Source organism: Mycobacterium sp. ST-F2, from assembly GCF_001905655.1.
Taxonomy (GTDB): Bacteria; Actinomycetota; Actinomycetes; order Mycobacteriales; family Mycobacteriaceae; genus Mycobacterium.
In genome coordinates this window covers 1-15,673 of record NZ_JMHT01000037.1, presented here as the reverse complement: position 1 = coordinate 15,673, position 15,673 = coordinate 1, and the positions used below count along the sequence as shown (strand labels likewise).

12 protein-coding genes are annotated in these 15,673 nt (G+C 68.3%); 7 read left to right on the top strand and 5 right to left on the bottom strand.

All coding sequences use genetic code 11. From position 1 onward, the window contains the following. The first annotated feature begins 66 nt into the window (after window positions 1–66). Window positions 67–1,167 carry a DUF5685 family protein gene (locus tag EB75_RS14845; RefSeq protein WP_073696141.1) on the top strand — a complete coding sequence of 367 codons (1,101 nt, stop codon included), beginning with the start codon at window positions 67–69 and terminating at the stop codon, window positions 1,165–1,167. Here EB75_RS14845 and EB75_RS14840 read toward each other — a convergent pair. Beyond that, complete coding sequence (locus EB75_RS14840; RefSeq protein ID WP_073696140.1) at window positions 1,164–2,264, bottom strand: acyltransferase family protein; 1,101 nt, start codon at window positions 2,262–2,264, stop codon at window positions 1,164–1,166. The two genes, EB75_RS14845 and EB75_RS14840, sit on opposite strands and share 4 nt — an antisense overlap. Next, entirely contained in the window at window positions 2,261–4,183 is a 1,923-nt protein-coding gene (locus EB75_RS14835) for a DEAD/DEAH box helicase (protein ID WP_083612292.1), read from the bottom strand. Before EB75_RS14835 ends, EB75_RS14840 begins: the two co-directional genes overlap by 4 nt. A gap of 117 nt (window positions 4,184–4,300) precedes the next feature. Between EB75_RS14835 and EB75_RS14830 the strand changes: the two genes are divergently transcribed. Continuing rightward, window positions 4,301–4,840 (top strand): LppP/LprE family lipoprotein, encoded by a 540-nt coding sequence (locus EB75_RS14830; RefSeq protein ID WP_174557677.1) that lies wholly within the window; start codon window positions 4,301–4,303, stop codon window positions 4,838–4,840. Here the strand turns inward: EB75_RS14830 and EB75_RS14825 are convergent. Further along, a complete protein-coding gene (locus EB75_RS14825) occupies window positions 4,837–5,217 on the bottom strand; it encodes a DUF2200 domain-containing protein (RefSeq protein ID WP_217267701.1) in 381 nt (126 codons plus the stop codon). The genes EB75_RS14830 and EB75_RS14825 overlap by 4 nt on opposite strands. Window positions 5,218–5,228: 11 nt before the next feature. Here EB75_RS14825 and EB75_RS14820 point away from each other — a divergent pair, with 11 nt between their 5' ends. Genes EB75_RS14820 through EB75_RS14810 form a run of 3 tightly spaced genes read left to right on the top strand, consistent with a single transcriptional unit; the run spans window position 5,229 to window position 10,645 of the window. Continuing rightward, entirely contained in the window at window positions 5,229–8,654 is a 3,426-nt protein-coding gene (locus EB75_RS14820; protein ID WP_073696137.1) for a TM0106 family RecB-like putative nuclease, read from the top strand. Then, a complete protein-coding gene (locus tag EB75_RS14815; RefSeq protein WP_073696136.1) occupies window positions 8,651–10,003 on the top strand; it encodes an FAD-binding oxidoreductase in 1,353 nt (450 codons plus the stop codon). The genes EB75_RS14820 and EB75_RS14815 overlap by 4 nt, the downstream gene beginning before the upstream one ends. Before the next feature lie 33 nt (window positions 10,004–10,036). Further along, window positions 10,037–10,645, top strand: a complete 609-nt coding sequence (locus EB75_RS14810; protein ID WP_142239610.1) for a hypothetical protein — start codon at window positions 10,037–10,039, stop codon at window positions 10,643–10,645. A gap of 452 nt (window positions 10,646–11,097) precedes the next feature. Here the strand turns inward: EB75_RS14810 and EB75_RS14805 are convergent, their stop codons facing one another. Then, window positions 11,098–12,903, bottom strand: coding sequence for a DHA2 family efflux MFS transporter permease subunit (locus EB75_RS14805; protein WP_073696134.1), 1,806 nt, complete (start codon window positions 12,901–12,903; stop codon window positions 11,098–11,100). Between the two features lie 187 nt (window positions 12,904–13,090). Continuing rightward, complete coding sequence (locus tag EB75_RS14800) at window positions 13,091–14,377, bottom strand: multidrug effflux MFS transporter (RefSeq protein ID WP_073696133.1); 1,287 nt, start codon at window positions 14,375–14,377, stop codon at window positions 13,091–13,093. 160 nt (window positions 14,378–14,537) lie between these two features. On the opposite strand from EB75_RS14800, the gene EB75_RS14795 reads away from it, so the two are divergent. Then, window positions 14,538–15,308, top strand: coding sequence for a hypothetical protein (locus tag EB75_RS14795; RefSeq protein WP_073696132.1), 771 nt, complete (start codon window positions 14,538–14,540; stop codon window positions 15,306–15,308). A gap of 156 nt (window positions 15,309–15,464) precedes the next feature. Further along, window positions 15,465–15,673 (top strand): 2-oxoglutarate dehydrogenase E1 subunit family protein (locus EB75_RS14790; protein ID WP_142239609.1); only part of this gene is annotated, 209 nt, incomplete at its 3' end.

Sequence of the window (15,673 nt, the reverse complement as noted above, 5' to 3'; positions counted from 1 at the left end):
ATAACCTAATTAATGGTGTTGGTTGATTGCCCTGCGGTTTGCGCTGGCCACAGCTATCTTCAAGCCGTGTTCGGCATCCTCCGGCCCTGCCGGCATCGACTCGGCAAGGAACTCGCCGCCGTCTGGACCGCCCAACTGTGCGGCCTGTGCCTCGCGCTTCGCGACGACTACGGCCAGGGCGGCCGCGTCGCCACCAACTACGACGGACTGGTGGTGTCGGCGTTGGTGGAAGCGCAATCCACCGCGGCGCCGGGACGTCGAGAAGCCGGCCGGTGCCCGCTGCGCGGCATGCGCAAGGCCGACGTCGCTGTGGGTGAATCGGTGCGCCTGGCGGCCGTCGTCTCCCTCGTGCTCGCCGCGGCCCGAGTGCGCGATCACGTCGACGACGGCGACGGCGTGTTCGCCGCGGCGGGCGTGCGGCCCGCGGCCCGACGGATCGCCGATCGGTGGGAGCGTCAGGGCGCGGGCGTCGGCTCCGCCCTGGGCTTCGACACCGGCGTGCTGACGGACGCGATCGGCCGTCAGGCAACGCTGGAAGCCGCTGCGGCGCCGGGTAGTTCGTTGCTCGCCGTCACCGAACCGACCGAAACCTCGGTGGGAGCGGCCTTCTCACACACCGCGGTGCTGGCCGGTCGGCCGGGAAACGTGGAGCCGCTGCGGGAAGTCGGCCAGCTGTTCGGGCGGGTCGCGCACCTGCTCGACGCGGTCGAGGATCTGCACGACGACCGGGTCCACGGGAAGTGGAATCCGGTGTCCGCCACCGCAACACCGATCAGGACCGTCCGCGCGACGTGTGACGACGCCGTCCTCGGCATCGAACTCGCCTTGGCCGATGTGGAATTCACCGACGGGCGGCTGGTGCACCGGCTGTTGACGCGCGAGTTGCGACGGGCCGTCACCCGGACTTTCAGCGGCGCGGGGTTCGAGGCGACGGACGTGCCGCCCGGCACCGAGCCTCCAGCCGAGTCCTCCGGCGAGCTACCGCTCGACGGAGATTACGTGCTGCAGCTCGGCGAGGAGAACCCCGAGGAGAAGAAGCAGCAGAAGGCCGGCTGGTTCGACGGCTGCTGCGCGTGCGATTGCGGCGACTGCTGTTGTGATTGCGATGGCTGCTGCGAATGCGACGGCTGCTGTTGCGACTGTGACGGCTGCTGCGACTGTTCCTAGCTCCGCACCCGCGTGAACCGGTGCAACAGCCACGACGCCGGGACGGTGAACACCATGGTCAGCATGAACAACTTGAACGTCGACCCGGTCCAGATGTGCTGGTGCATCACTTCGACCATGACCAGTTCCATGATGACCAGATGCACCAGGAAGATCTCGTAGGAGATTTCACCGAGGAAGACCATCAGCCGGCTCCCCAGCAGCCGCGCGTACCAACCCCGGTTGCCCAGACCCAGCGGCGCGACGGCCAGGGTCGCGATGGCCGCGTAGAGCACCGCCTTCCACAGGCTTTCCGGCAGCGTCGCGGGCGAGGTCGTGGGTGCGCCGGCGATGGGCGTCGAGGCGATGAGGTAGCAGACCAATGCCAGTGGGATGCACAGGAATCCGTAGGCCCGCACACCCATCACGGACAGCACCGACAGCAGCATGCCGCCGACGAACCAGATCAGGTAGGTGGGCAGCCACAGCCGGGCACCGTCGGGCAGGAAATCGGTGGTGTGCACCAGCGTCAGCCACCCCAGGCTGGATGCGGCCAGCACCGCGAGCGCACCGAGCAGCACTCCGGGCCGCCACTGTCCTCGGCACAGCACCACCATCAGAAGATAGGCCAGCAGCGGAAGAGCAACGTAGAAAGCAACTTCCACCGCCAGGCTCCACATCTGGGTCAGGCCCTGATGCAGCCACGAGAACAGGTAGTTGTCGGTGTAGATCTGGGTCAGTGTGAGGTTGCGCAACAGCCCCAGCCAGGTGTGGCCGGGGTTCGGGCCGGCCGTCCGGAAGTGATACAGCGCGTAGGCCGCCAGGACCGTGACCACGTAGGCGGGCATGATCCGGCGGACCCGGTGCCAGGCGTAGCGCCGCACCGACGGTGCCTCGTAAGGCTTTTCGGCGTCGGCCCGCGCCAGCGCCTTGACCCACGGCGTGAACAACAGGAAGCCGGACAGCACGAAGAAGATCGGTACGCCGATCTCGGCGCGCGAGTACATCAGCCCGACGTAGTCCTGGGTGTACTTACCCGTCGTGAATGCCGCGTGGGTCAGTACAACGAGCAGTGCGGCAACCGCACGGACCCCGGTAAGTGAATCGACCCGGGTCACTTGTACTTGCGCTTGCCCTCGCCTCGACCTTCGCTGTAGCCACCGCGCCGATCGTCGTCGCGGCCGGGCCGGGAGCCGCGGTCCTTGTGCGGACCACGATCCTGGCGGCCACCGCGGTCGGAGTAGGAACCGCGGTCCGAGCCCCGGTCCGGGCGTCCGCCGCGATCCTGGTAACCGCCGCGATCCTGATAGCCGCCCGAGCGCCCACCCTTGTCGAGTTCGAGGTGGATCAACTGGCCCGAAATGCGGGTGTTCTCAAGCTTTTTGAGCGTGTCCTTGCTCAGCTTGGCGGGCAGCTCGACCAGCGAGTGATCGACGCGGATGCTGATGTGCCCGAAGTCGCTGCGGTTCAGACCGCCCTCGTTGGCGATGGCGCCGACGATGGCACCCGGAATCACCTTGTGCCGCTTGCCCACCGCGATGCGGTAGGTGGCCAGGTCGTCACGCGTCGACCGGGGCTTGCGCTCGCGGTCCCCACGGTCGCTGCGGTCGTCACGATCCGGACGCTCGCGCCGCTTCTCCGGCGGCGGCTCCTTCATCAGGAACTCTTCGCCGCCCTGGGTCTGCACCGCCAGCGCCGCGGCGATCTCGGCCAGCGGCACGTTGTTGTCGCGCTCGTAGTCCTCGATCAGCCGACGGAACAACTCGACGCTCGGTGCACTGAGCGAGTCGGTGATCGAGTCGCGGAACTTGGCCACGCGCTGGGCGTTGACATCGTCGACGGACGGCAGCTGGGACTCGATGAGCTTCTTGCGGGTGACGCGCTCGATGGAGTTGAGCAGGTGCCGCTCCCGCGGCGTGACGAACAGCAGCGCGGTGCCCGAGCGCCCGGCCCGGCCGGTGCGCCCGATGCGGTGCACGTAGGACTCGGGGTCGTGCGGGATGTCGTAGTTCAGCACGTGCGAGATGCGCTCGACGTCCAGACCGCGGGCCGCGACATCGGTGGCGATCAGGATGTCGATCGAGCCGTCCTTGAGCCCGTTGATGGTCCGCTCGCGGACCGCCTGCGGAATGTCGCCGTTGATCGCGGCGGCGGAAAAGCCACGGGCCCTGAGCTTTTCGGCGACTTCCTCGGTGGCCTGCTTGGTCCGGACGAAGACGATCATCGCCTCGAACGGCTCGACCTCGAGCAGCCGGGTGATGGCGTCCATCTTGCGCGCGCCGGCCACCTGGATGTAGCGCTGCGTGATGTTCTCGGCGGTCTGCGCCTTGGCCTTGATGGTCACCTCGACCGGGTCGTGCAGGTACTTCGAGGTGATCTTCTTGATTGCCGGCGGCATGGTCGCCGAGAACAGGGCGACCTGCTTGTACTCCGGGGTGTCGGCCAGGATGCGCTCGACGTCCTCGGCGAAGCCCATCTGCAGCATCTCGTCGGCCTCGTCGAGCACCAGGTAGTCCAGGTGCGAGAGGTCCAGGCTGCCCTTCGACAGGTGGTCGATGACGCGGCCCGGGGTACCCACCACGACCTGCGCACCGCGCTTGAGGCCGGCCAGCTGCGGTGTGTAGGACGAGCCGCCGTAGATCGCCAGGACGTTGACGTTCAGGTGCGCGCCGTACTTGCCGAACGCCTCGGCCACCTGCAGGGCCAGCTCGCGCGTCGGCGCCAGCACCAGACACTGCGTGTTGCGGCTGGTCGGGTCGATCTTGGACAGCACCGGGACCGCGAACGCGGCGGTCTTGCCGGTACCGGTCTGGGCGAGGCCGACGACGTCGGAGCCGTTCAGGATCGCGGGAATGGTGGCCGCCTGGATGGGCGACGGTGATTCGTATCCGACATCGGTCAGTGCCCGCAGCACCTCCGGCCGGATGTTCAGGTCGGCGAACGTGACCTCGGCGCCGGTGTCGGCGGAGGTTTCTGCAGCGGGATCAGCGGTGGTGGTGGGGCCGCCCGAATCCGGGTCGGCCTCGGGTGAAGACATCGTCATTATGCAAGGAGTCTAGAGGGTTATCAGGCCAGGTACGCCCAGCATGGCTGACCGGACTCGCGCTGGTCCGCCTTATAGGGTGGCCGGGTGCGCTGCGCCGAACCGAAACTGATGACGATCGCGGTGGCCGCACTCGCGGCGGCAAGCCTGTCCGCCTGTGGGTCGGGCGACTCCACCGCCTCCAAGACCCCCGACCCGACCGCGCCGGCCGCCGCCACGAAATCCGCGGCGCCGACCGTCGTCGCAGGTCCGAAGACCACCGCCGCCCCCGCCGACCCCTGCGCCGTCAGCCTCACGGCCCCCGATATCGCCAAGGCGGTGTCCACACTGCCGGCCGATCCCCGCAGCAAGCAGGGCTGGAGCCCGGAGCCGCTGGCCGGCAACTACAACCAGTGCGCGCCACTGTCGGTGGTGATTGTGAAAGCGAACACCAACGCCGAGCAGCCGAACACCCGCGCCGTGATGTTCCACCTGGGCCAGCTGATCCCCACCGGGGTGCCCGACACCTACGGATTCAACGGCATCGACCTGGCCCAGACCACCGGCGACACCGTCGCCCTGAGCTACACCAACCCGGGCTCCGGGCTCAAGAGCATCGTGCGGTTCCACTGGAATGGCAACGGCGTCGAGCTGATCGGCAACACGCACTAGGCGCGCAGCACCTTGTCCATGGCCTTGCCTTTGGCCAGCTCGTCGACCAGCTTGTCCAGGTAGCGGATTTTGCGCATCAGCGGGTCCTCGACATTCTCGACGCGGACGCCGCACACCAGGCCGGTGATCAGCGCGGCGTTCGGGTTCAGCGTCGCCGCGGCGAAGAAGTCCTCGAACGTCGTCTCCGCCTTCAGGTGTTCGGCCAGAGTGGCCTGGTCGAAGCCGGTCAGCCAGCAGATGACCTGGTCGAGTTCGGCGGTGGTGCGCCCCTTCTTCTCCACCTTGTTGACGTAGTGGGGATAGACCGACGCGACGCTCGTGGTGAAAATCCTGCTCACTCCAGCCAAGGTAACCCCGCTCTGTCGGCGGGCTGCCATATGGTGGCGACGTGTTCCTCAGTCCGACCGATCACGCTGCGCCGGTCATCTACAGCGCATCGGATCTCGCGGCGGCGGCGCGTTGCGAGTACGCGCTGCTGCGCCGGTTCGACGGGCTGCTGGGCTGGGGGCCGAAGGCCGTCGTGGACGACGACCTGTTGGCCCGCACCGCCGAGCTGGGTGACGCCCATGAGCAGCGGCATCTGGAGCAGCTGCGGGAGGCGTCCGGGGACAACGTCACGATGATCGGCCGGCCGCGGCCGTACACCGTGGCCGGGCTGATCGGCGCCGCCGAGGCCACCCGCGCCGCCGTCGACCGCCGTGCGCCGGTGATCTATCAGGCTGCGATGTTCGACGGCCGCTTCCTGGGTTTCGCCGACTTCCTGATCCTGGAGGACGGCCGCTACCGCCTACGGGACACGAAGCTGGCGCGTTCGGTGAAGGTCGAGGCGCTCCTGCAGTTGGCGGCCTACGCCGATGCCCTGGCACAGGCCGGCGTGCCGGTGGCGCCCGAGGTGGACCTGGTCCTCGGCGACGGCACCATCGCCAGTTATCCGGTGGCCGAACTGCTTCCGGTGTACCTGCCGCGGCGCGCAGCGCTGCAGCGGCTGCTCGACGAGCACCGGGCCGGCGAAGCGCCTGTGTCCTGGGAGACCCCGACGCTGCGGGCCTGCCACCAATGCGAGGACTGCGAAGTCGAGGTCCGCGAGCGGGATGACCTGCTGTTGGTGGCCGGGATGCGGGTCAGCCAGCGGGCCCGGCTGCTCGACGCCGGGATCACCACCATGCACCAACTGGCCGAGCACAGCGGTGCGGTGCCGGGCCTCTCGTCGCGCATCGTGGCGAATCTCGTCGGCCAGGCACGGCTGCAGGTCGCTCCCCCGGTCGACGACAAGCCGCAGTTCGAGGTCATCGACGCACAGCCGCTCACCGGGCTGCCCGAACCCGACCGCGGCGACTTGTTCTTCGACTACGAGGGCGACCCGTTGTGGACCGAGAACGGCCGGGACTGGGGTCTGGAGTACCTGTGGGGCACCCTGACCGCGACCGGGGAATTCCACCCCATCTGGGCGCATGACCGCGCCAGTGAGCGCAAGGCGCTCGTCGACTTCCTCGCACTCGTACGCAGGCAACGCAAGCGCTACCCGAACATGCACATCTACCACTACGCGGCCTACGAGAAGAGCACGCTGCTGCGGCTGTCCGGGCGTTACGGCGTCGGCGAGGCCGAGGTGGACGAGCTGCTGCGCAGCGGTGTGCTGGTCGACCTGCTGCCGTTGGTGCGCAAGAGCATTCGGGTCGGCACCGAGAGCTACAGCATCAAGTATCTGGAGCCGCTGTACATGGGCGGCGAGCTGCGTGTCGGCGAGGTCACCAAGGCCACCGACTCCATCACGCAGTACGCGCGCTACACCGAACTCGAGGCGGCCGGCGAACACGAGGAAGCCGCAACGGTTCTCAAGGAGATCGAGGACTACAACCACTACGACTGCCGCTCGACGCTGCGGCTGCGCGAGTGGCTGCTCGGGGTGGCGTGGGCCGCGGGCATCGCGCCACGCGCACAGGCCCGCGGCGGGTTGACGCAACCCGAGACGGCGGCGCTGGCCGATGACGCGACGCAGCGCGCGCTGGCGAAGTACGCGGGCGACGGCACCGCGGCACGCTCGGACAAGCAGCAGGCCGTCGCCATGATCGCGGCCGCCCGCGGGTACCACCAGCGCGAGGAAAAGCCGTTCTGGTGGGAGCATTTCGACCGGATCAACAATCCGGTGGACGAATGGGCCGACTGCACAGACGTTTTCGTGGCCACGACCACCCCGCACATCGCCGTGGACTGGAACACCCCGCCCAAGGCCCGCAAGCCGCAGCGCCAGGTGCTGCTGCGCGGTGAGATCGCCGCCGGCTCGGTCCCGCCGGGCGCCGAGGTCTTCGCACTGTACGAACCGCCTTCTCCGCCAGGTCTTTCCGACGATCCCGATGTCCGGGCGGCCGGTACCGCGAAGGTGCTGGACTGCAGCGAGGACGGCACCGAGGTGCTGATCATGCACCGCACCGGCAAGGACGGCGACCAGTTCCCGCAGCTGCCCTTCGCTCTGACGCCGGGTCCGCCTCCGAACACCAAACCGCTGCGGAATTCGATCGAGACGACGGCTGCCGACGTCGCCGCCGGTCTGCCCTCGTTGCCGCCCGATGCGGCGCTCGACATCCTGCTGCGGTCCGCTCCACGCACGGTGTCCACGGGGCCACTCCCCCGTACCGGCGATGCGGCCCGGGATATCGTCGCCGCCCTGCGGGATTTGGACTCGTCGTACCTTGCGGTGCACGGGCCGCCGGGGACCGGCAAGACCTACACCGCCTCGAAGGTCATTGCCGACCTCGTCAGCCGCGACCACTGGCGCATCGGTGTGGTGGCGCAGTCGCACGCTGTCGTGGAGAACGTACTCAGCAGCGTGGTCAAGGCCGGGGTCGACGGCAGCGCGGTCGGCAAGAAGCGCGCCCCCGAGGACGCGCCGTTCACCGACGTGCCGGACAACCAGTACGCGCGCTTCATCGAGGACAGCAACGGCTGCGTCATTGGCGGCACCGCTTGGGATTTCGCCAACGACGGCCGGGTCCCGCGAGGCTGCCTGGACCTGCTCGTCATCGAGGAGGCCGGCCAGTTCAGCCTGGCCAACACCATCGCCGTCGCCCCGGCGGCGAGGAACCTACTGCTGCTCGGCGACCCGCAGCAGCTGCCGCAGGTCAGCCAGGGCACCCACCCCGAGCCGGTGGACGAATCGGCTCTGAGCTGGCTGGTCGAAGGTCGCCACACGCTGCCCGCCGAACGCGGCTATTTCCTCGACGTGTCGTACCGGATGCACCCGGCGGTGTGCGCTCCGGTATCGGCACTGTCATACGACAACCGGCTACTGTCCGCCGAAAGTGTCAGCGGCGCAAGGAGGTTGGCCGGCATCGAACCCGGTGTGCACCTCATGACCGTCGACCACGAGGGCAACGCGACCGAGAGTTCCGAAGAGGCCGAGGCGATCGTCACCGCCATCGGCGGTCTGGTCGGCCGGGAGTGGAGCGACGAGGATGGCACCAAAACCCTTGGGCCCGAAGATGTTCTGATCGTGGCGCCCTACAACGCGCAGGTGGTACTGCTGCGCGAGCGAATGGACGCCGCCGGCTACGGCGACGTCCAGGTGGGCACCGTCGACAAATTCCAGGGCCGGCAGGCGCCCGTGGTGTTCGTCTCGATGACGGCGTCGTCCATCGCCGAAGTACCCCGCGGCATGGCGTTCCTGCTGAACCGCAACCGGCTCAACGTGGCGATCAGCCGCGCGAAATATGCCGCCTACGTGGTGCGTTCGACGTTCCTGACCGACTACCTGCCCTCGACACCGGACGGGATGATCGAACTCGGCGCGTTTCTGTCGGTGACCGGCGCGCAATGACACTGCTCACCCAGCTGGCCGCGATCGTCGGAGCGGGCCACGTCACCACCGATGCCGATGTGCTCTCCGGCCGGGTCGTCGACCACACCGGCCGCTACCGCGGCCACGCGCAGGCGTTGGTCCGCCCGGGCAGCGACGAGGAGGTCGCGGCGGTGTTGAGGGCATGCCGCGACGCCGGCGCATACGTCACGGTGCAGGGCGGACGCACGTCGCTGGTGGCCGGCACCGTGCCCGAGCGCGACGACATCCTGCTGTCCACCGAACGGCTGTCGGCGGTCGGTGCGGTGGACACCGCGGAACGCCGCATCCGGGTCGGGGCCGGTGCGACCTGCGCCGCGGTGCAGCACGCCGCCGCGGCAGCGGGGCTGGTGTTCGGCGTCGACCTCGCGTCCCGCGATTCGGCCACGGTCGGCGGCATGGCGTCGACCAATGCGGGCGGGCTGCGGACCGTGCGCTACGGCAACATGCGCGAGCAGATTCTGGGTCTCGAGGTGGCGCTGCCCGACGGCTCACTGGTGCGCCGGCACAGCCAGGTGCGCAGCGACAACACCGGCTATGACCTGACCTCGCTGTTCGTCGGCGCGGAGGGCACGCTCGGGGTCATCACCGGACTCGATCTCCGGTTGTATCCGGCTCCGCCGCACCGGGTTACGGCGGTGGCGGGGTTCGACAACCTGGACGCATTGATCGCTACCGGCCGCCGATTCCGCGATATGGACGGCATCGCCGCACTCGAGCTCGTCGACGCGCGCGGCAGCGCGCTGACCGCCGAACATCTCGGGGTTGCCGCCCCGGTGGACGGTGTCTGGCAGCTGCTGATCGAGATGGCCGACGACACCGATCAGACCGAGCTGCTGGCCTCGGCGCTGGCGGACGCCGCTCTGGTCGGCGAACCGGCCGTGGGCATGGATGTCAGCGCATCCCAGCGACTGTGGCAGGTGCGCGAATCGATCGGCGATGTCCTGGGCTGGTACGGTCCGCCACTGAAATTCGATGTGTCGCTGCCGCTTTCGAAGATCCGCGAGTTCACCGACCGCGCCGTCACGGTGGTGGCCGAGCACGCACCCGAGGCCATCCCCGTGCTGTTCGGCCACATCGGCGAGGGCAACCTGCATCTGAACCTGGTGCGCTGCAACGTCTCCGGCGAAACCGAACACGCCCTCTACACCGCGATGATGGCCCTGATCGCCGACTGCGGCGGCAACGTCAGCTCCGAACACGGTGTCGGCACCCGCAAGCGCGACTACCTGACCATGTCGCGCACCGACGCCGACATCGCTGCCATGCGCACGGTGAAGGCGGCGTTCGACCCGACCGGGTACCTCAATCCCGCAGTGCTGTTCCGCTGATTCGCGGTCACATTGGCCGGTAGCGTCAATATGGTGTGCCGATACGCCCTGGTGGTTGCCCTCACGTTGCCCCTGCTCGCGATGACGTCGGCACCTGCCGGCCAGGCCACGCCGTCGTGCGCCGCTCCCGATCCGAGCCGCGCGCCCGCGGTCATCACCGGGTTCGACGGCTACGCCGCGGTGAACCTCTGCGACTACGCCGGGCCCAACCACTACGGCTGGTCGTCATACCGGTTCAAGGCCACCGGCGACGTGCACTGCGAGCTGTACGACGGGCCGAACTCCTGGCAGTACTACTCCAGCATCACGTGCTGGGGGAAGCTGCCGGGCGTACCGGCGGGCGTCACCCAGGTGGAGGTCGCGGCCGGCGGCGTGGCGAGTTACGGCCAGGCGGACGTGAAGCAGAAGGAAACGCAGAACGGCGGCGCACCCGTCGACCCGGCCAGTTACCGGGAGCTGGCGCCCGGTCAGAAGATCGTCGTCCCCGGCGCCAAGGGATCCGTCGACGAGAACGACGAGGTGTGCGCGACAGCCGGCGACGGATCCCTCACCTGCGAGATCCAGAATCCCGGCGAGGCCTGGGGCCAGGACCGGAAGACGCACGGTTTCGTGCTGTCAGCGCAGGGCAGCCGGGTCTACTGAGCGCAGGCGGAGCTCGACAAGCATTCGCATTCTGCGCGTTGACCGTGTGTCTGTGCAGGCGGCTGATCGGACTTTCTCTGCGTCAACTCAATCTCAACCACCTCAAGAGATTTGCTAGTCGCGTGCCCAGCGCACCGGGCCCGTCGCATACACGCAGAGATACCTGATTTCAGTGGAAAGCCACCGGCGGTCGTCCCGACTGAAGCCAGGTACTTTCTCGGGAGGTCGGAGATCCCTGAGCTCAACCACCAACCGCCGACTGCCATCGCGATTGAACTCACGCACCCTGCAGTCCACTGTGTAGCGGCAATCGCTTGAATCCGCGGTGTTCTACATACGTACATCGCACACTCGTATGGATTGACGGCGATCCCGCGGCACGAGCGTGCGAATAGATCACCGATTCAGCGATCTCGGTGATCTGACTGCACGCTCGGCGACCCCAACCTGACTCACATCGAGTGCAGGCCGTAGACGCCGGGATCGGTGGCCTCGTCGTCTTCGCGGTAGTGCCGGCCCCGGCGAGGCGGCGAAGTCGTATCAGCCACCACGACCTCCGGGCGACGCGGACTGTGCCAGTGGTCGACGCGCATCGCAATAGGTGAGGTGCGCGGCTCGTCGGGTTCGGCGGGTTCTTCGGACTCGTAGGCCGCGTAGTCCTCGTCGGGTTCCTCGGACTCGTAGGGCGCGTAGTCCTCGTCGAGCTCATCCGGCTCGGCGGGCACGTCGTGCCAGTCCCATGGGTCGGATTCGTCCACCGCGTCGAACGCCGCGCGGTCGACGGTGTACTCGACGTACTCGTCGTCATCGGGAAAGTAGTTGGGCTCGGGCGGTTCCGGCACGGAGGTCCGGGGCCGCACCAGCGGCGCCGCCGTCGCCTGACCTCGCAGGAACAGCGCGGCGACGACACCGAACAACGCGACGAACGCCGGCAGCAGCAGCGACTGCGACATCGCGGTGGCGAACGGCTCGTGCAGGAACGGCGGCAGGGTCACCGGCGCACCCTCGCCGGCGACAGGCCGGCCGCCCGTCGGCATCTCGGCGGTGATCCGGGACGTCATGTAGGCGGCCATACCGGCGCTGCCGAGCACCGAACCGACCTGCCGCGTGGCGTTGTAGACACCGGAGCCGGCACCGGCCAGCCGCGGCGGCAGGTTGCGGGTGGCGGTCGCCGCCAGCGGCGACCAGATGAAGGCCATGCCGATGCCCATGGCGACGAACGGCAGCACCAGCTGCCACAGCGGGGTTTCCGGGGTCAGCCCGAACGACAACCACGTCAACCCGATCGCCAGTGCGGAAAACCCCGACCCGACGATGGGTTGCGGCGGGTAGCGGTCGATCAGCTTGCCGACCAGCGGTGCCAGCATGCCGGACACCACCGCCATGGGCGCGGTGAGCAGTGCCGACTCCGTCGCGCTCAGGCCGAGGACGGCCTGAGCGTGGAACATCACCGGCAGGATCATGGCGGTGACGCAGAAGCCGATGGTGGCCACGGCCACGTTCGACAGGCAGAAGTCGTTGTCTTGGAACACCGTCAGGGGAATCAGCGGCTCGTCGGGGTTGACCGACTGCCAGTACACGAAGGCGGCCATGAAGCCCAGGCCGCCGACGATCACCAGCCAGATCCACCAGGCCCAGTCGTGCGTCTGCCCCTCCTGCAGACCGAACACGATGCCGAACATGCCGACACCCGACAGCACCACGCCGAGGACGTCGAACCGGTGCCGCTCGGTGGGAAGTTCCGGCACCAGCACCCAGGCCAGGGCCAGGCCGACGATGCCGATCGGCACGTTGACGAAGAAGATCCACTGCCAGCCGAGGTGGTCGACGAGCACGCCGCCGGCCAGCGGACCGACCAGCGTCGCCACTCCGGCCGTGGCGCCCCACACGCTCATGGCCGCGCCCCGGCGCTCCGGCGGGAAGATTCTGGTGATGGTCGACAGCGTCTGCGGCGTCAGCAGGGCCGCGCCGAAACCCTGCACGACGCGCGCGGCGATCAGCATCCCGATGCTGCCGGACAGTCCGCACCACAACGACGCCAGCGTGAACACCGCCAGCCCGGCCAGGTAGAGGTTGCGTGGCCCGAAGCGGTCACCGAGCCGTCCCGCGACGAGCAGCGGCACCGCATACGCCAGCAGGTAGGCGCTGGTCACCCAGATGACACCGTCGTAGTCGGTGCCGAGCTTCTGCATGATGACGACGTTGGCGACGGCGACGATCGTGGAGTCCACCAGGATCATGAAGAAGCCGAACATCATGGCCCAGAGGGCGTTCCACGGTCGACTGACCTGCGCAGTGCTCACCGGCGGACTCCGGCGGAAATCAACGTATGCATGCAGTGGGTATCAAGTTCGGGTGGCCGGCCGATGTGCCGGTCTCGACTTCGACGCTACGGACAGTCGCGAATCCGAACAAGTTCAGCAGTTCCGCGCCGCCACCGCAGGCCTAATGCGGATGGCGTTCGTGTCCCGACTCGCCCTTGTCCCCCACTGCCAGCAGCGCCAGCAGCGCGACCACGACGCCCGTCGTCATCACACCCGCGAGCGCCAACTCACCGTTACCCAACGCGCCGACGAGTGGCGCCACTGCCGCGCCGAGCCCGAACTGTGCCGCGCCGAGCGCGGCCGCCGCAGTACCGGCAGCGTCGGGGTGACGGGCCAGTGCGACGGCGGGTGTGTTCGGAATCACGAGCCCCATCGCGGCCAGCATCGCCCAGACCGGGATCAGGAAACCCGCCAGCCCGCCCACATGGAACGCCGCCAGTGCGACGAACGCGAGGCCGAACACCGACGCGGCTACCAGCGCGACCAGCGCGATCTTCTGCGGCTCGAACCGGCGCAGCAGCACGACGTTGAACTGGGTGGAGCCGATGAGCGCGATGGCCCCGGCGGCGAAGACCAGCGCGAAGGACTGCTGGTCGAGGCCGTACCGCCCCTGCAGGACGAAGGCCGCACCGGCGATGTACGCGAACAGGCCCGACATGCCGAGGGCGCCGACGAGGACGAGCACCACGAAACGGATATCGCTCAGCACCTCGACATAAGTGCGAAGAATGGCCCGTAGTTTCAGCGGGCGCCGGTCGGCGACGGCGAGAGTCTCGGGCAGGGCCAGCACCGCCACCGCCAGGATCGCGCCGCCCAGTACGGCGAGTGCGGCGAACACCCAGTGCCACGAACCCCGCAGCAGCACGGCGGCGCCCAGCGACGGCGCCAACACCGGCGCCACGCCCAGGACCAGGATCAACCGCGACATCACGACGGCCGCGACCGACTCTTCGAACAGGTCACTCACGACGGCGACGGCCACCACGGAAGCCGCGGCGGCACCCACACCCTGCAGCGCGCGGGCGATGCCCAGCACCTCGATGTTCGGCGCGAACAGGCACAGCAGCGAGGCCGCCATATGCAGCAGGATGCCGGCGACCAGCGGCCGCCGACGGCCCAGCGCGTCCGACAGCGGGCCGACGATCAGCTGGCCGAGGGCCAGGCCGCCCAGTGTCCCCGTCAGCGTCAGCTGCGCGACCGACGACGACAACCCCAGCTCAGAGGCAATCCGGGGCAGCGCCGGCAGGTACATGTCGATGGTCAGTGGACCGAGTGCGACCAGCAGGCCGAGCACCACGATCATCCGGGTACGGCTCGGCGCCGGACGTACGTCCGGGGCCTCGGCGGGCACGCCACTATCGGTGGCGTCGCCTACCGCTGTCAGATCCACAAGGGGCGATGCTGCCATGAATATGGTTAGCAATGCATACCGGTTTTTTCTTCCCGGCAAACCTGCAGCATTCAGATGTGATCACCGGCTCAGCCGGTGCTGGGCACTCAGATGGCGCGCCGATCGTTGACCACGCGTTAGCCTGAATTCCTGAGTACGGAGATGGAGAGGCCGGCCGATGAGTGCTCGCTCCAGCATGAAGGGGCAGTTGCCTGTGAAGCATGACGCCCACGCCGAGAACCCTGGCGCTGCCGCCAAGGCGCTCTCGCGCATCCTCGAAGGCGGCGCCCGGGTGCAGGCGCCGGCCGTGGCCGCCTACGTGAACCGGCTGCGTGAGCACAACCCCGGTGCCACCCCGGCCGAGATCATCACCAAACTCGAGAAGCACTACCTGGCCGCGACCATGGCCAGCGGCGCCGCAGTCGGATCGGCCGCGGCCTTCCCCGGCATCGGCACCCTCGTCGCGATGTCGGCGGTCGCCGGCGAGACGGTGGTGTTCCTCGAAGCGACCGCGGTGTTCGCGCTGGCGGTGGCCGAGGTGCACGGCATCCCTGTCACCGAGCGGGAACGTCGTCGCGCGCTGGTGCTCGCCGTTCTCGTCGGCGACGAGGGCAAGCACGCCATCGGGGACCTGCTCGGCACCGGCCGCACCAGCGGCGCGTGGCTGGCCGACGGCGCCGCGACGGTACCGCTACCGGCTGTCTCGCAATTGAATTCGCGGCTGCTGAAGTTCTTCGTGAAGAAGTACACGCTCAAGCGCGGCGCCATCGCCTTCGGCAAGCTGCTGCCGGTCGGCGTCGGCGCGGTGATCGGCGGTGTCGGCAACCGGTTGATGAGCAAGAAGATCATCGAGAACGCCCGCGCGGCCTTCGGGCCTGCCCCCGCGCGGTGGCGGCAGACGCTGCTCGTGCTACCTGAGGCACGCGATAGCAAACTCTCGGCAGATTGATCCACCAATAGGTGGGCTTCCGCCGTCCAAGGAATCGACCGACGGGTTAGCCTTAGGCGGCACGCGGGCGGGCGACCGCCAACACAACAGATGGCGGGAACGCCGGGCTGAGGTCCAGCGCTCGTCGGACAGAAGGAAACGAGGCGAATAGCGGCCGTGAGCACATCACCTTCACCATTCGGTCAGAACGAGTGGCTGGTCGAAGAGATGTATCGCAAATTCCGTGAGGACCCGTCCTCGGTGGACCCGAGTTGGCACGACTTCCTTCGTGACTACAACCCCGAACCCATAACGGACACAACGGATTCCGTGGCCGCGGCAACCCCGGCCCCCGCCGCCGCACCCGCGGCTCCGGCGGCCCCGCA